The sequence below is a fragment of the Streptomyces sp. NPDC006326 genome (assembly GCF_040612915.1).
In the GTDB taxonomy this organism is placed as follows: domain Bacteria; phylum Actinomycetota; class Actinomycetes; order Streptomycetales; family Streptomycetaceae; genus Streptomyces.
This window is the reverse complement of sequence record NZ_JBEXRC010000003.1, coordinates 133,693-150,276: the sequence shown is the minus strand read 5'-3', so window position 1 is coordinate 150,276 and position 16,584 is coordinate 133,693. Positions and strand designations below refer to the sequence as shown.

General features: G+C 71.7%; 13 protein-coding genes. All 13 read left to right on the top strand.

Going from position 1 to position 16,584, the window contains the following annotated elements:
• Positions 1-15 precede the first annotated feature (15 nt).
• The 13 genes from ABZ128_RS03880 to ABZ128_RS03820 all read left to right on the top strand — a co-directional run bounded on the left by ABZ128_RS03880 (position 16) and on the right by ABZ128_RS03820 (position 16,243).
• On the top strand, positions 16-1,116 hold the full coding sequence (locus tag ABZ128_RS03880; RefSeq protein WP_356845875.1) for a hypothetical protein: 1,101 nt from the start codon (positions 16-18) through the stop codon (positions 1,114-1,116).
• Positions 1,117-1,490: 374 nt separating this feature from the next.
• Complete coding sequence (locus ABZ128_RS03875; RefSeq protein WP_356845874.1) at positions 1,491-3,500, top strand: ABC transporter ATP-binding protein; 2,010 nt, start codon at positions 1,491-1,493, stop codon at positions 3,498-3,500.
• 201 nt (positions 3,501-3,701) lie between these two features.
• A complete protein-coding gene (locus ABZ128_RS03870) occupies positions 3,702-5,171 on the top strand; it encodes an NUDIX domain-containing protein (RefSeq protein ID WP_356845873.1) in 1,470 nt (489 codons plus the stop codon).
• Entirely contained in the window at positions 5,162-6,523 is a 1,362-nt protein-coding gene (locus ABZ128_RS03865) for a methyltransferase domain-containing protein (protein WP_356845872.1), read from the top strand. Before ABZ128_RS03870 ends, ABZ128_RS03865 begins: the two co-directional genes overlap by 10 nt.
• Positions 6,520-6,921, top strand: a complete 402-nt coding sequence (locus tag ABZ128_RS03860) for a GFA family protein (RefSeq protein ID WP_356845871.1) — start codon at positions 6,520-6,522, stop codon at positions 6,919-6,921. The genes ABZ128_RS03865 and ABZ128_RS03860 overlap by 4 nt, the downstream gene beginning before the upstream one ends.
• A 95-nt stretch (positions 6,922-7,016) precedes the next feature.
• Positions 7,017-7,760: a methyltransferase gene (locus tag ABZ128_RS03855; protein ID WP_356845870.1), complete on the top strand. Its 744-nt coding sequence runs from the start codon at positions 7,017-7,019 to the stop codon at positions 7,758-7,760.
• Entirely contained in the window at positions 7,757-9,136 is a 1,380-nt protein-coding gene (locus ABZ128_RS03850) for a phosphotransferase (protein ID WP_356845869.1), read from the top strand. The genes ABZ128_RS03855 and ABZ128_RS03850 overlap by 4 nt, the downstream gene beginning before the upstream one ends.
• 38 nt (positions 9,137-9,174) lie before the next feature.
• The gene (locus ABZ128_RS03845) at positions 9,175-10,155 is read left to right on the top strand and encodes a GNAT family N-acetyltransferase (RefSeq protein WP_356845868.1); all 981 of its coding nucleotides are present in this window, start codon (positions 9,175-9,177) and stop codon (positions 10,153-10,155) included.
• Entirely contained in the window at positions 10,156-10,821 is a 666-nt protein-coding gene (locus ABZ128_RS03840) for a M15 family metallopeptidase (RefSeq protein ID WP_356845867.1), read from the top strand.
• Positions 10,822-10,851: 30 nt separating this feature from the next.
• A complete protein-coding gene (fxlM, locus tag ABZ128_RS03835; protein WP_356845866.1) occupies positions 10,852-13,224 on the top strand; it encodes a methyltransferase, FxLD system in 2,373 nt (790 codons plus the stop codon).
• 324 nt (positions 13,225-13,548) lie between these two features.
• Positions 13,549-14,508 carry a hydroxymethylbilane synthase gene (gene hemC, locus ABZ128_RS03830; protein ID WP_356845865.1) on the top strand — a complete coding sequence of 320 codons (960 nt, stop codon included), beginning with the start codon at positions 13,549-13,551 and terminating at the stop codon, positions 14,506-14,508.
• A gap of 446 nt (positions 14,509-14,954) precedes the next feature.
• Positions 14,955-15,395, top strand: a complete 441-nt coding sequence (locus tag ABZ128_RS03825) for a hypothetical protein (RefSeq protein ID WP_356845864.1) — start codon at positions 14,955-14,957, stop codon at positions 15,393-15,395.
• Positions 15,396-15,478: 83 nt separating this feature from the next.
• Positions 15,479-16,243, top strand: a complete 765-nt coding sequence (locus tag ABZ128_RS03820) for a PIG-L family deacetylase (RefSeq protein ID WP_356845863.1) — start codon at positions 15,479-15,481, stop codon at positions 16,241-16,243.
• Positions 16,244-16,584: the final 341 nt, after the last annotated feature.

The following is a 16,584-nucleotide window of genomic DNA, read 5'->3' as shown; positions in this document are numbered from 1 at the left end:
CCCTCGGAGAACTTCATGGACCCGCACGGCCAGTTAGCCCGACGCTTCCCCCTCGTCTCACGATTCCGGCCTGCCTGCCTCCCCCTTCCCGACCGCGTCCAGGCCCTCGCAACCCTCTCCGAGACCGCAGCTGCGCGCTCCGACCAGGGGCTGGCCTCGGCCGTCTACAACCAGGCCGCCCTGATCGCCAGCGACGTCGGACTGCCCGACCTCGCCCGTCAGCTATGCCACCAGCACGCCGACGCCTACCTGCACGCCACCCCGCTCCACGCCACGGCCGCAATCCGGGCCCTCGAGCCCGTCGTCAACCTGGCTCGCCTGCAGATCCGTGCCGGACACCCCGACGAAGGGCGCAACCGTCTTCTGCGTCTCTTCGACGCCGTCACGAACGGCACCGACGACCGATTCGACGACGTGCACATCCCAGCCGACCTGGTCCAGTCCGAAGACGACCGGCAGGAATTACGCAGCTGGCTGTGGCGAGTCCTCCTCGCCGACGGCTCACGGACCCTCACCGGCAGCGGCCGGTGGGCCGAAGCCCTCGCGCACACCCGCGAACACCAAGGCATCGGCAAGCGGATGTTCGACGGCCGACAGATCGCCGTCGTCGCCGCCCTCACCAGCGGTGACACCGCGCACGCCACCGAACTCATCGCCGACACCGCCGCCGGCGAACCGTGGGAGCACGCCGTCACCGCCTGCCTCCACGCCCTATGCCTCCGTGCCTGCGCCGACTTGCATCACAACCAGGAGGACGAACTCGAAGCCGCGCTCCGCGCCGTCCCCGCCGAGGAGGGCATGACGGTCTTCGACACCCGCCTGCGCCTCACAGCCCTGGACACCATCGCCACCCCGGCGAGCCCGGCCGCGTACCGCATCACGAACGAGTTGCACTGGGGCATCGTCGGTACACGTGACGGCTTCGCCGCCCGCGAAGTCCTAGACGACTCACTGTTCACCGAGCTCGCCGGCCCGAGACAGCTCCAGGACTGCCACGACCTCGTCGCAGCGTGTGCTCTCGGCTTCGGCGCCCTGCCAGCACCCCTGCGTAGTGCCTTGGACGCGGCACTGCATCGGAGCGACCGCGTGATCAGAGGCAGCCTGCAGGCTCCCTGACTCGCTACGAGCCGGGGAAGTCGGCGTCCGCATTTGGTCGGCAATCCCCCGCCCGGGTGACACGACCTGTTCGAGCGAGTTTCAACGCCACAGCCCCAGGCGGGCCAAGCGCACCCAGCCAGACGAGAACATTCGTTCCCGCTTTGCCTCCAATTCGGCCGTGACGGACCCGGATCAGGGCCGTTCTTAGAGCACCAGTACCAGTCGTGCGCCCATACGGAGGACCCCGTGAATCTCCTGCCGAAGCACCTCGACGCCCTCCCATTAATCGAACATGGCGGGCTGGCCCCAGGGCTACGCCCTGCGGTTTGGTGTCCTGTTGACGCCTCATCTGCCTGTTGCTGCGGCTCACGACCCGTTTGCGGGAGGGCTGCATGAGCAAGGACTCGGCAAGTGGATCCGGCGCCGCGGGGGTGTCGGACTCCGAGCGTCTTCTCTTCGGCGGCGAGCTGGCCTACGACATCGGCTGGGACCAGCACGAGGGCGCCTGGCTGGGGCTCGGACTCTGGACGATGGCGCGCCAACTCCCCCGCCTGGCGGCCACCGGCCTGCGGCTTGCCCACCTCGCCGACGCACAGGCGCTGCGGGTGGTCCTGGCCTCGGAGGCCGGGCGGGGCGTCGCTCAGGCGGTCGGCCTCGTGGCGGTCAACAGCGTGCTCGGCCACGTCCTCGCGGCGGGCAGCACCAACGAGCGCCTGACTCAGGCGCTGCCCGCGCTCGCGGTCGTGGCCGTCACGGCGTTCCTCGGGTCGCTCCTGCGCTCGGCCTCGACGGCGGCCACCGGCGCGCTGGAGCCGAAGGTGCAGCGCGTGGCCACCGAGCAGTACCTGGGGTTGGTGCACCGCACGGAGCTGTCGGCGATCGAGGACGACGAGTTCCACCGGCTGCTGGACGCGGCCCGGTACGGCGCCGACTCGGCGCGGCGGATGATCCGGTACTGCACCAACACCCTGAACTCGGCGGTGTCGCTGATCGCGGCGGCCGGCGTGCTCACCGTCCTGCACCCGGTGCTGCTGCCGCTCCTGGTCCTGATGACGCTGCCGAGCGCGTGGAGTTCACTGATGATCTCCCGCCAGCGGTACATCTCCTTCCACGCCTTCGTCCAGCACGCCCGCGCCGGGCACCTCCTCGGCCAGCTGCTGACCCAGAAGGAAGCGGCTGGGGAGGTCCGTGTGCACGGCGTCGGGCCGTTCTTGCTGGGCCACTTCCGGACCATGGCCGAGACCAGCGAACGCGAGCAGACCCGGCTGGCCCGCCGCGCCGCACGGATCGGGCTCGCCGCCGACGGAGCCAGCGGTCTCGCCACCCTCCTCACCTACGGTGCCCTGGGCGCCCTCCTCTGGGCCGGAGCCATGGAACTCGCCGTCGCCGGCACGGCGGTCCTGGCCATCCGCACCGGCGCCGCCAGCCTCGACAGCCTGGTGCTCCAGGTCACCGAGCTGCACCAGGAGTCCCTGTTCGTCGCCGACTTCGAGCGGCTGTGCCGGGAGGCGAAGACCCGGGCGATTCCCACGGGCGGTGACCCGCTGCCCGCGCGGCTGCGGGAGGTCCGGTTCGAGAAGGTCACCTTCACGTACCCCGGCAGCGGCCAGACCCTGCCCGAGCCCACGCTGCGCGAGGTGACCCTGGCGTTCCCGACGGGGAAGATCATCGCGCTGGTGGGCGAGAACGGCTCCGGCAAATCCACCCTGGTCAAGCTCCTCGCCGGCCTCTACCTTCCGGACGAGGGCAGCGGCACGATCTGGTGGGACGACGTCGATGCCCGTACCGCCGACCGCGACCAGGTCTTCGGCCGCGTTGCCCTGATGTCACAGGACTTCTACCACTGGCCCTTCACGTTCCGGGTGAACGTCGGTATCGGGCAGCCCGGTCAGGCCATCGACGACCGGGTGGTCGAGGAAGCCTCCGGCTTCTCCGGAGCCGACGAAGTCCTCAACAGCCTGCCGCGCGGGCTCGGGACCCTGTTGGCCCGCGGCTACCGCGGCGGGCACCAGATCTCCGGCGGCCAGTGGCAGCGCATCGGCATCGCGCGGGCCAAGTACCGGCAGGCCGAGATCCTGATCGTGGACGAGCCCACCAGCGCGCTGGACGCGGTCGCGGAACAGCGGGTCTTCGACCAAATCAGGGCCCTGGCCGCGACCACCGGCCAGACGATCGTGCTCATCACCCACCGCCTGCACTCCGTGCGCCGCGCGGACCTGATCCACGTCCTGAAGGACGGCCGGGTCGCCGAGTCGGGGACCTTCGAGGAACTGATGGACCCTGTCACCGGCACGGGGGACTTCCGCGACGCCTATCTCGTCCAAGCCTCGGCCTTCGATGCCGCGATCCACGGCCAGGCGGCCGGCGACCACGACGCTCTACCCGCCCAGGATCACGCATGACTAGCGCCGCGACCCGGGAACAGGCCACCGGGTGTGAACCTCCGCCCGGCGGCGGGAGAGGACGGGGCCATCCCCGAACCTCCCCTTGCGGCCACCCTCGCCCGAGGTGCCCCACCGCCCCCTGACGCCGCAGGAGCGGCCCGCGCCCGTAGGCGCCGCCGACTCCTCCGCCCTGCCGTCCCACCGACCTGTGAGGCCCTCTTGTCGCCCACCCGCTCACACATCCGCGATCTCGTCACCGCCTACCTGGACCGGCACCCCGCTGAAGCGCCGCTACTGGCGCCTCTCCTCCGGCTGCTGGACGAAGACGCCGAGCCCACGAGCCGCTCCACCATGCCGGGACACGTCACGTGCAGCGCGGTCGTCGTCGACCACAACCGCCGAGTGCTCCTCGTCCATCACAACACCTTCGGGCTGCTGCTGGCACCCGGAGGGCACGTCGAGGCCGGGGATCACACGCTGCTGGAGACGGCACTGCGCGAAGTCCACGAGGAGGTCGGCATCCCGTCCGGCGCCCTGTGCGCCACCGCCGCCTACGGGTACCTGCCCATCGACATCGACGTCTTCGACATCGACGCCAACCCGGTCAAGGGCGAAGGTGCGCACCAGCACTGGGACTTCCGCTTCGCCTTCCAGCTGGTGGACAAGGACGTGGAGGTCACGGTGCAACCGGAGGAGGTCTCGGCCCCGCAGTGGGTGGCCTTCGACAAGGTCACGGCCCCACAGCTGCGGGCGAAGCTCTGTGCCTCCGGGCTCGACGGCCGCATCGAGCCGGTCAATGCCTCGGCGTTGATCCACGACGGGCACGGCTGCTACCTGTTGCACCTGCGCGATGACCTGCCTGGTATCTGGGAGCCCGGGGCCTGGGCGCTGCTCGGCGGAGGCCGCGAGCCGGGCGACACCTCACTCGAAGACACCATTCGCCGTGAACTGCGTGAGGAGGCCGGGCTCGAGCCGGGCGCCCTGGAGCCGTTCGCCGTCGAGCTCGCCACCAGTACCGACGGACTGACCGTGCCGGTGCAGGTGTTCACCGCCCGCTGGAGCGGCGACCCCGCCCGCCTGCCACTCACCGAGGGCGTGATGCTGGCCTGGTTCCACCCTGACTCCATGGAGCGCCTGAGGCTGAGCCCCTCAACCCTGGACCTCGTCCGCCAGCACGCCCAACACGCCGTCCGCAGCACGACGGCGCCCCAGGGCGGAGCCCTCCGTCCGGACAGGCCGAAGGCGGGCAGCACCAGCGTTCCGCACATCGTCGGCGTCCACCTGTACCTGGAGCGCGACGGCCAGGTGCTGCTCGGCCTGCGGCACCCCGGCTCCGCGTACGCCGGCGAAACCCACCATTTCCTGGCCGGGCACTGCGAGCAGGAGTCCGCGGTGGCCTGCCTGGTGCGGGAGGCGCAGGAGGAGGCCGGACTGCTGATCGACCCGGCCGACGTCGAGCTCGCGCACGTGGTGCACATGGTCGACAAGCCCGGGGACCAGCCCAGGATCGGGTTCGTCTTCCGCGCCCGGCAGTGGACGGGGACACCCGAGGTCCGGGAGCCGGACCGTTGCGTGTCCTGGGGCTGGTGGCCCGCTGACGCCCTTCCGGAGCCGATCGTCCCCTACACCCGTGCGGCGATCGAAGGCATCCGAGCCGGTCGTCCCTACACCGAGCTCGGATGGACCTGACCGCCCCGCGCTTCCCGCCCCTAGACCCCGTCCCCCTGCCCGAGGAGTCGTACGTGCCCGATCCCCTCGTACCGCCCGCCCGGAACGAAGCCTCCCCCGAGGAGAGAGCGGGGGCCGCGCGGGCGGAGATGGTCGCCGGGCTGGAAGCGGCCGGCCACCTCCGGCCGGGCCCGGTCCGGGACGCCTTCCTCGCGGTGCGGCGGGAGGTGCTGATGCCGCAGGCGTACGTGCGGCGCAGCGGGCCGGACGAGACTCCGCCCCGCTGGGACATGCTCGACTGGGCCGTGCCCGCGGACCGGGAGGAGCTGCTCGGGCTGCTGTACGGCGGGGAGAGCGTGCTGGTCCAGCACGACGGCGAGGCGATGCTGGGCCGGGTGCCGGCCCCACGGTCGGGCGGGTCGATGACGGCGATGTCCAGCACGGCCGGAATGACCGTCGCGCTCCTGCAGCGTCTCGGCCTACGGCCGGGCCAGCGGGTCCTGGATGTCGGGACAGGTGCGGGGGTGACCGCGGCCGTCGCGTGCCGGATCGCAGGTGATGCCGGGGTGGTCACCGTGGACCGGGACGAGCACGTCACCGCCGCCGCCCGCGAGCGGCTGGCGTTGCTCGGCCACCGGCCGACGGCCGTGACGGGGAACGGGCAGAACGGCTGGCCCGCCAGCGCCGACTACGACCGGATCTTCGTGTCGTACGCGGTCACCCGGGTGCCCGATGCTTGGCCGCAGCAACTGGCCGCCGACGGGCTGGGGCTGGCGACCTTGTCGACGTCCTCGCCGTCCTGGCCGGGCCTGGCCGTCCTCACCAGGACCGGCCGCGGGCGCGTCCGGGCCAGCCTGGAAGCGGTGCGACTCGGGCACCGGGCGGGCCACGGATGGAGCCAGCTCTACCTGAAGCCCGGTCTACGGCGCCGCATCGAGGCCGCGGACGGGGGCAGCACCCGCACCACGCACACGGGCCCGCCGCGGGATGATGCGCGGGGTCTGTGGCTGGCCCTGGACCACCTGCACCCCGGACTCGTACGGAACTGGGCTGCCGACCACCTGGTCATCGGGGCCCCCGACTGCGGGTCCTGGGTCACTGCCCGGCCGGACGACTCCGGGACGTGGACGGTCACGGTCTGCGGGCCCCGTGACATCTGGGCGGAGATCCAGGACACCGCCACCCGATGGCAGGCGGCCGGATCGCCGTCCTCCTACCGGCTGCACCTCGAACCGGACGGAACCCAGTGGGTCAGCGCCGGCAGCGGGCCCAACGAGTTGTCCTGGCCACTGCCCGCCGCCCTCCAGCCGGCAGCAACCGTCCCGCCGCAAGCCCCCGAACCCACCCTGTCGCCGAAGGAGTCCACCCCATGACCCCACCCCCCACCGCTTCCACCGCTGCCCGGTCCGGTGGCTGCCTGTGCGGGAAGGTCCAGTTCACGGTCACCGGGGAGCCCGATTACCCCCACACCTGCAGTTGCCGGGACTGTCAGGGCCTGTCGGGGGCACCGATGATGTCGTGGGTCTCCTTCCCGCTCGACGGTCTGGCCTGGTCTGGCGCCGAGCCGTCGTGGCACTACACGTGGCCGGAGTCCAAGCGCGGCTTCTGCCCGTCCTGCGGCAGCCAGATCTGCGCCCTCGACGACGGCGCCACCAGCATCGCGGTCACCCTCTCCGCGCTGGGCAACCCGCCCGACCTGGTCCCGGTCAACCAGTCTTTCCGGGAGACCGCCGTGCCCTGGCTGCCCCAGGTCCTCGACACCCGCCGTTGAACGCCACGCCCACAGCACGAGATCGGAGACCCGTATCCCTGTTCGACTCGGTGGACCACGACTACGCCCGATACCGCCCTCGGCTGCCTGACCAGGTGGTCCAGCTCCTGGCCCGGGAATTGGCCGGCGTGGCGGCGCCCAGGCTGCTGGACCTCGGCGCCGGCACCGGACAGGTCGCCCTGTCCATGCTGCCAGCCTTGCCTCCCGCCTCCCACCTGGACCTCGTGGACCAGGACGAGGGAATGCTCCGCACCGCGCTCGACGAGCTCGGACCCGAACTGGGTAAGCGCACCGCCACTGTGCACGCCCTCCCGGCCGAAAAGTTCGCCCCCGCCCAACCCCGCTACCAGGCGGATCTGGTCACCTGCTGCCGGGCGTTCCACTGGATGGACCGCCCTGCGGTTCTAGCCATGGCCGACCGGGTGGCCGCGCCGCACGCCGTTGTCGCGATCATGGGCGACGGCAGTCTGTGGACCCACCAGGCCGAATGGACCGTCGCGCTCCAGGGCCTGATCCAGTCCCACCTCGGAACAGACCGCCGCGCCGGCACCACCGGCACCTACCGCGAACCCGGCCGCCGCTACGAAGACGACCTCTCCGAATCTGCGTTCAGCGACATCGCCGAGCACCGCATCCCCTTCACCCGCACGTGGAGCCCCCGAAGCATCCTGGGATACCTGCGGTCCACCAGCTTCGCCCGGCCCGACCTCTTCGCCGACCACACCGCATTCGAGTACCACGCTCAGGAGCTCCTGCTCCAGCACGCGCCGGACCGGGTCCTGCACGAGGACGGCGTGTTCACCGTGCTGCTCGCCCGCCGCCCCGGGGCAGCCCGGTGAGCGGCGGGGCCCGGCACACGGTGCCGGTCGACGTCCACCTCATCCTGCGCCGCGACGGAGAGAGCGGGCCGGAGGTGCTGCTGTCCCGCCGGGCCGGACCGGTGTACGCATCGGGCCTGCGGCATCTGCCGTCCGGACACCTCGACCCCGACGAGGACATGGTCGAGGCCGTCATCCGGGAAGCCCTGGAGGAAACAGGCGTGCACATTCAGGCGGAGGACGTGACCGCGGCGGTCACCGTCCACCACCGGCCACCGACGGGATCGAGGTCCCGTATCGCCGTGTTCTTCGAGGTCCGCCGCTGGTCGGGCCGGCCTCGGATCATGGAGCCGGACCGGTGCGACGGCATGGACTGGTACCCGCTGGACGCCCTCCCGGACCCGATGGTGGCGTACTGCCGGGCCGGTCTGGACGCCTACCGCGCCCATCTGCCCGCCGCCGTGCACTTCCAACAGCCGGGCGACGCCATCGAGCACCGGCCGGACGGCCCCGACCGCACCCACCTGCTGAGCGGACCGCCGGTCGGCTGGATGGATGTGCCGTACAGGCTGCGGGTGTTCGCCGAGCAGGCCGTCGGCCGGATCGCGGAGGCGACGGAGGTGTCCTGGGTGCGCACCGGCAGCCGGGTGTGGCGGCTGGCAGGGCCCGGAGGCGGCACCTGGTACCTCAAGCGGCACCGCGGGGCGAAGTTCCATGACCGGGAAGTCGCCGCGTACCGGTCCTGGGTGCCAGCCCTCGGGGCGCGCGTTCCCCGTCTCGTCGCCGCCGACACCTCGGCGCAGGCTGCCGTCGTCACCGCGCTGCCCGGACACCCGCTGCACGGTATGGTCCTCGGCGCCTCCGACGAGGCGCGCGTCCAGCAGGCCCTGGGCAGTCTCGTAGGCGTCCTTCACCGCAGCGCGCCCGAGCGGCCCGCCGCAGCCGCCACGGCCGCGGACAAGATCAAACGGCATCTGGACGGGGCCCGCCCGTACCTGGCCGACGGGGACGAGGATCTCGTCCTCGCCCTCGTCGGCGCTTACGCGGACCTCCCGAAGCCCACACTCGTGCCCACGCACGGGGACCTGCAGTACCGCAACGTCCTGCTGGACGGCGCCGGGGAACCGCTCCTGTTCGACTTCGAGCGGTCCGAGTACAACACCGCGACTCGGGACATGGTGCGGCTGAGCGACACCTGGACCGGCCGCCCGGATTTGCGCGCCGCGTTCCTCGACGGGTACGGCAGAGCACTCACCCCCGAGGAGGAGCTGCGCATGGACTGCGAGGCCGCCTTCGACGCCGTCTCTGGCATCGCCTACGGCACCAGCCACGACGACCCCGAGGTCACCGAGCGCGGCCACCGCACCCTGCGCCGCCTCCGCGCCCGACATCCCTAGCCCGTCTGCAACTTCTACCCGTTCGAGGAAGGACCTCCGTGCCCGAACCCCGCCTCGCCACCCCTGCCGATGCCGCCGAGATCGCCCGCCTGCGGTCGGAAAACATCCTCAGCGAACCCCTCGACGAAGCCTGGCTCACCACGTGCGCCGACCAGCTCGCCTTACGCCTCCAGGACGGCGGCGACGCCCGCGCATACGTCGTCGACTCCCCCGCCGGCGGGCTCGCCACCTGCGCCCTCGGCCTGGTCCACGCCGTCCTACCCGCCCCGAAGTACCCCAAGGGCATGGCCGTACGGATCCACGCGGTCGCCACCGACCCCACCCACCGGCGCCGCGGCTACGCCAAGGCCGCGCTCGCAGCCCTCCTCGACCACCTGGAGAACGACGGGGTCACCCTGTACGAGCTGTACGCCAGCGACGGCTCCGCCCCGCTGTACGAGCAGCTCGGCTTCGCTGCCGACCCGGCACTCATGCGGATGACGCGCTTCCCCACCGCCGCCGAAGGGAGCGTCGTGAGCAATCGGAAGTGGCTGCCTCCGGAGGAGTTCGCTGCGACGCTGCCGAAGGCCACCATGTTCGGGGCCGTGTTCTTCACCGACGAGGACGACCGGCCCGTCCAGCTGCGGGCCACGTACTCCATTACGCACCCCTGGCAGTGGCCAGGTGGTGTCGCCGAACCGGGCGAGCGCCCCTGGGAGACGGCTGTGCGGGAGTGCCTGGAGGAGACCGGCCTCCGCGTGGAGGGACCGCCGAAGCTCCTGGCCACTGTATTCGGGCTGCCAGGCAAGGACTGGCCGCTGGCCACCGCGGGATGGGTCTTCGACGGCGGCCGGCTCACCCCCGGGCAGCTTGCGGGGATCGTGCTGGACCCGGACGAGCACGACGAGGTCCGTGCCCTGGCCGTCCCCGAATGGCAGCGCCTGATGCCGGGACGCGACCACGCCCGGCTCGAGGCCGTGATGGCCGCCCGCCGCACCGGGATCCCGGCGTACTTCGACACCTGGGACTGGGAGGTCTGAATGAGCATCGTCCTGATGTCCGACCCGCGGGTCGCCGCCATCCCGGTCGCGGACAACGGTGAACCCCTGGCCGACGTGCGGGCTGGCGGAGAGCTCCTCCTTGATGACCGCCGCTCCGATCCCGCGTACGCCTTCGCGCACCTGCGCTCCGGCGTCCTCGACCGGCTCCTGCAGGCGCAGCTGCTGCTGCCCGAAGGGTTGCGCCTGCTCGTCGTCGAAGGGTTCCGCCCTCCGGCACTGCAGCAGCAGTACTTCGAGGAATACGCGGCTGAACTGCGCGCAGCCCACGGCGAGTGGCCGGCGGAGGAGCTGCGGGCACAGGCGAGCCGGTACGTGTCACCGCCCGAGATCGCCCCGCACAGCGCCGGCGCGGCGGTCGATCTGACCCTGGTCACCGCGGACGGCACCGAGCTCGACATGGGCACCCGCGTCAACGCCAGCCCGGAGGAAAGCGGGGGCCGCTGCTACACCCTCGCCGAGGGCCTCTCCCACCAAGCCCGGCTGCACCGCGCCACCCTCAGCCGTGCGCTTACCGCCGCTGGGCTCGTCAACTACCCGACCGAGTGGTGGCACTGGTCCTTCGGCGACCGCTACTGGGCCCTGCTGACCGGCAAGACGGAAGCCCTCTACGGACCCGCCTCCCAGCACCCCTCCGCACTCTCCTGAGCCACCGACGAACAGGGAGCCCCGCACCGCATGAGCACCACCCACACCGCACAGGACTGGCACGCCCACTACGAGGCAGGCCGCGACTTCCGCCCCTTGACCGACGCCGAGAAGACCATCCTCACGGAGCACCTGACCTTGCCGGACGGCACGCAGGGCGCCCGGGCCCTCGATGCGGCCTGTGGAACCGGCGAGCTCGCCCGCTTCCTCGCCGCCGCCGGATACCAGGTCGACGCCGTGGACTGGGCCCAGTCCGCCCTCAACAAGGCCAGCGCGGTCTCGGACGGAGTCAGCTGCCACCACCTCGACCTGACCAGCGGCGACCTCTCCACCCTCGCCCCGGCCGGCACTGACTGCTATCGGCTGATCACCATGCGCCGGGTCCTGGCCCACCTTCCCGACCGCACCCGCACAGTCGCCGAACTCGCCGCGCTCCTCGACGAGGACGGCACGATGTGCGTGATCACCCCGCACGCCGACCGGCACCCGCCGGAGCTGCGCGGGATCTGCCTGGACGAGACCGAGATCGACCTCCTCGCCGACGGCTGGCAGCACGCCGAGCGCATCGAGGCCGGCGACTCCACCGTCCTGCTGCTGCGCGGCCCCCACACCCGCCCCGTCACCTACAGCGAGAAGCGGACCCCGAAGCCGGCCGCGATGGCCGGCGTCGCTGTCGTCGTCACCAACGACCGCGGGCAGGTCCTCCTCGGCTGGAACCCGTCCCGCGCCGTGTGGGAACTCCCGGCCGGCAAGGTGGAGCCGGGCGAGGCGTTCGAGGCCACCGCGGTACGCGAACTCGCTGAGGAGGCGGGCCTCCAGGCTCGGCCGGAGTCGGTGCTCCTGCTGGGCACGTTGTGCGACTCCACGCACGGATTCACCCGGGTCACCGAGATCGCCCGCATCACCGACTACACCGGCGAGCCGACCGTCCGGGAGCCAGAGTTGATCACCCGGTGGGAGTGGCACACCCCCTTCGCCGTGCTGAACCTGCCCCAGCCGCTGTTCACGGCGTCCGCCCAGGCTCTGAACGTGGTGTGGCCGGGCCTGCTGCCCGATGTCGCGCCCGCGCACCACACGCCCCGGCCCACCGGAAACGTGGCGCTGAAGTTCAGCGAACCGGCCACGGCGATCCGGCTCCGCGAGCAGCTGGTCCATGACCTCACCGAGGCCGGCTGGACCGACACCCCGGAGCTGCGGCGGGCGTTCACAACGGTGCCCCGACATGCCTTCCTCCCCGAGCAGTCGCTCGCCCGGGCGTACGCCAACGAGGCGGTGGCCACCGTGTACGACGAGGACACCGGGCGGTCGATGAGCTCGGTGTCCCAGCCCGAAATGCAGGCGGTCATGCTGCGCCGCGCCAACCTCCAGCCGGGCGCGAACGTGCTGGAGATCGGGGGCGGTGGCTACAACGCCGGCCTGATAGCCGAACTCGTGGGGCCTCACGGGTCGGTGGTGTGCGTGGAGATCGACCCGTACGTGCATGCGCGTACGCAGCGTTTCCTGGCCGAGACCGGGTACACCGACCGGGTCCGGGCCGTCCTGGGCGACGGCACCCACGGAGCCCCCGGGGACTTGATCCCGACAGACGGTTTCGACGCCATCATCGTGACTGTCGCCTCGAACGACGTGACGCGGCACTGGACGAACCAACTCGCGCAGGGCGGACACCTTGTCTTGCCCCTGCGGATCGGCGGGTTCACCCGGGCCGTCGGCCTGCGCAATGAGGAGTCGGCGCTGGTGTCCACGGAGATCAGCCCCTGCGGGTTCGTCCCCATGCAGGGTGCCGGCCGGTGGGACGAGACCCCGGTCCCGATCGGGGACACCGACTACGGAATCCGCTGGGAGGACACCCCGCCCAGGGCGCTCGACGGCCTGGACTGCGCCCTGGCCGCGGGTGGCGTAGAGCTGTGGACCGGGGTGACCGTGCTCGGCGGCGAGTCGGTCGAGGACCTGCAGCTGTGGCTGGCCACCTCTCTGCCCGGGTTCTGCCGGATGGAGGGGGACCCTGACCGCTCGGGACCGGTGCGGCTGCCGAAGTGGTCGGGGGCCGAAGCAATCGTCCTCGGTCGCTCGCTGGCCTGCCTGATGAAAGAACGGCGTGAGCACGACGAGACCGGCAGCATGTCCACGTGGGAGTTCGGAGTCCAGGGCTTCGGGCCGGACGGCAAGGCCGCCGCGGACACCCTGGCCGCCGCCGTCCGCACCTGGGACCGCCACCTTCGGAACCGGGCCACCCCCCGGCTGACGGTCCTGTCCGCCGGTACCCCCGACTCCGCGCTTCCCCCCGGAGACGTCGTGGAGAAGAACGACTGCCGCATCGTGGTCTCCTGGCCCGGCCGTGACGAGACCCCCGACTCCACCGTTGGACGGAACACAGCCGCAGGGAGGTCCGACGAGCAGTGACCATCCGGATCAACGCGGTCCCCGGCAGCGAAGGCACCGTCGCGGCCAGCCTGCAACGGGGCCTGCCCGGTTCGATGGTGGCCGACCCGGAAGTGAACGACGACGGATCGACGCGAGCGAGGAGTTCGCGGGAGACGAGACCCGTGGCAAGGCCAAGCGTGCGTACCTGCGGCGACGGGCGGTGGACAACGCCGCTGCCGCTCCGTGAATGCACGCCGGCGGCCACGTCATCGGCACCAGGTCCCGGCCGGCGCACCCAGCCCCCCAGGCGCCCTGGTCCGTTTCTCGCCCCCCACCTGTAACCACCGAAGGAGCCCGACCCTGATGACCAGCAGCACCACCCTCAACGCTGTGCGGCTGGGGACCCGGCCCAGCCCCATGGCCCTGGAACAGACCGGCCGCTTCGCTGCCGCCTTCCGCGCCTGCTACCCGGAGGCGGTCCTGGACGTCGTCGAAATCGTCTCTGAGGGCGACCGGCACAGTGGCCCGCTCTCGGCGATCGGCGGGAAAGGAGCCTTCACCCGCAACGCGGACCGGTACCTCCTCGACGGGCGTGTCCAGGCCACGATCGCGTGCGCTAAGGACGTGCCCGGCCCACACGACCGCTCCCCCGGCATCATCATCGGAGCGGTCCTGCCACGGGAGGACGCTCGCGACGCCCTCGTCCTCCCCGGCGGCCATCCCGCGGCCACGCTCGCCGAACTGCCGCCCGGCACCAGGGTCGGGACCAGCGCGCCCCGTCGCTCAGCCCTCCTCAAAGCCCTTCACCCAAAGCTCGTACCGGTACCCATCCGCGGCAACGCCGACAGTCGGCTCACGAAGCTGGACAAAGGAACGCTCGGCGCGGACGTGATGATCGCCGCCTTGGCCGGTTTGCGCCGCCTTGGCCACGAAGACCGCGCCTCCGAGATCCTCGACCCCAGCGTGTGGCTGCCTGCGGCCGGCGCGGGGACCGTGATCGTCGAGCACCGTGCCGATGACCCAGCCACCGGGGTGCTGCTCGCCCCGCTCACCCACACTCCCACCCGAATCCGGCTCGACGCCGAGCGGGCCGCGCTCGCCACGCTGCACGGCGGATGCCTGACAGCCGCCTCCGCCCACGCAACCCTCGACGAGACGTCGGGAGTCGTCACCGTACACGCGGCCGTCCTCGACCCGGCCGGCGGCGACCGTCTGTGCGTCAGCGCCTCCGGTCCCTCGGTATCAGGCCACGAGGTTGGGCAGGACGCAGGCCGACAGCTGCTGGACGCCGGAGCGATGCGTCTTCTCGGACGGCCCGTATGACCGATTCGAACGCCCGGCAGGCAGTATTCGCGCCGCCCGCCGAGACATCCGACCGGCACCGGATGCGCAGCGGACACCAGCGCGCCGCTCGCGCCTTCTCCGTAACCGCGTCCGGGTCGGAAGCCTGAGGATGGCAGGGCCGAACCCTGGGGCGCCGAGCCGGCCGGTGGTGGCTGCGGCTGGTCAGCGCGCCGGCCGACAAGCGCAACGCCCGGCTGTGGGAGGGTACCGCCGCCGCGGCCTCCGCACTGCCCCACTCCGTCCCCCGGCCTCGCCTGCACGACGTCACCGAGTGGATCGACAACGCCATCGCCTACCGGGGCGAACTGTCCGAGTACATCGCCCAACCGGCACTCCAGTCCGGCGGACCCGTCCTGACAGGCGACATCGACCTGCCCCGCTCGTGGTGGGGAGACCTACACAGCGCACTCGCTACCACCGCGACGGTGCCAACCGAGCGGCAAGCCGTACGGCAGCAGTGGATCGACCGCAACTTCACGCACTTGCTCGGCCTCCCCGCGCCCACCATCACTTCCTGGACCACGGGGCACGGCGACCTGCACTGGGGCAACCTCACGCCCGAGCCCCTCGTGATCCTCGACTGGGAGGGGTGGGGCAGGGCCCCCACCGGCTACGACGTGGGCCTCCTTCACGCCTACACCCTCCCTCAACCCGCTACGGCCGCTCGCATCCGCAGCGAGTTCGCCCACATCCTCGACACCCCCGCGGGGCGGATTGGCGAACTCGTCGCCCTTGCTCAGCTCCTCCAGGTCACCGGGCGCGGCACCCATCCCGAACTCGCCCCGCGCCTGGTCCGCCGAGCCCAGCAGCTCACCGGAACGCCCGTCCCGGCAGCAACCGGCACGGCCAGAGCCACCGACCGCTGACCTGGCCTCACCCCCAAATCCCGATGCTGAGCCCCCATACAACTGTGACGGCCGGCACCGACAGCCAACCTGGAGGAGCAACCGTGTCACTTCCCAGCCTGCTCGGCGTCTTCGCGCACCCAGACGACGAGGCCCTCTTGGCCGGAGGCGTTCTCGCGCAGCACGCCGCCGCGGGCGCAGCAACCGCCGTCGTCACCGCCACCTGGTCCCGCACCAGCCACCGGGCGCCCGAGCTCGCCGACGCCCTGGCCGCGCTGGAAGCCGGCGAGCCGCGGATGCTCGGCTATGCCGATGCCCGCATCCCAGACTCCGCACCCGGCCGGGCGCGGCTCTGCGATGCCCCCATCGACGAGGTCGTCGAGTTGCTCGTCGGGCACATCCGCGCCGTGCGCCCTCAGGTTGTGGTGACCCACGATGCCTACGGCCAGCTGACGGGGCACCCCGACCACGTCCGCACCCACCAAGCAACCGTCCTCGCGTTCCACGCCGCCGGTCTTGAGCACCTCCATCCAGACGCCGGGGCCCCGTGGCAGCCGGAGGCCCTGTACGCGGCCACACACCCGGCCTCGGGGGTGGGCGGGCTCCGTCCGCTCTTGGAGCGAGTCGGGAAGAAGATCCTCAGCGTTCCGGACGATCACGCCACCACGACGGTCAACGTGAGCGAGTGGCTCGAGCAGAAGTGGGCCGCGATCTCCGCTCACCGAAGTGAAGCCGCCAAGGAGCGGCCACTTCCCGGCATTCTCTCCCGCCTCCCAGCAGCGGCGCGGGAGGCGATCATCGCGACGGAGCACTTCACCCTCCTCGCCACCCGACCCGCACACGGCGATGTGCAGCAGCTGGCCTTTTGACCAGTGAAGGGGGTGCGGCTGTGGCCGAAGAATACGAGGGGGCGATGACCGGCCCCTCGCGCTTCGTCGGGGGATGCGCCCGGTGCCGGGCAAGCGCGTCGACGGGGAGCGGCGGGGTCGAAGGAGGCGTAGTGGTCTCTTCCGAACGTCGGCATCGTCTCGGCGGCGGACCGGCGCCGCGGTCCTGGCCACAGGAAGTCCGAGTCTTCCTGGATGATGCCCGGGCGCCCGGGCATCCGTATCAGGGCCCCATGAGCAGGTACCGGTGGCCGCTGGTGCGCCGTCTGTCCGGGGAGCTGGAGGCCCGGTCTGCTCGTCTCTTCGTGGTTCGACATGTTGCC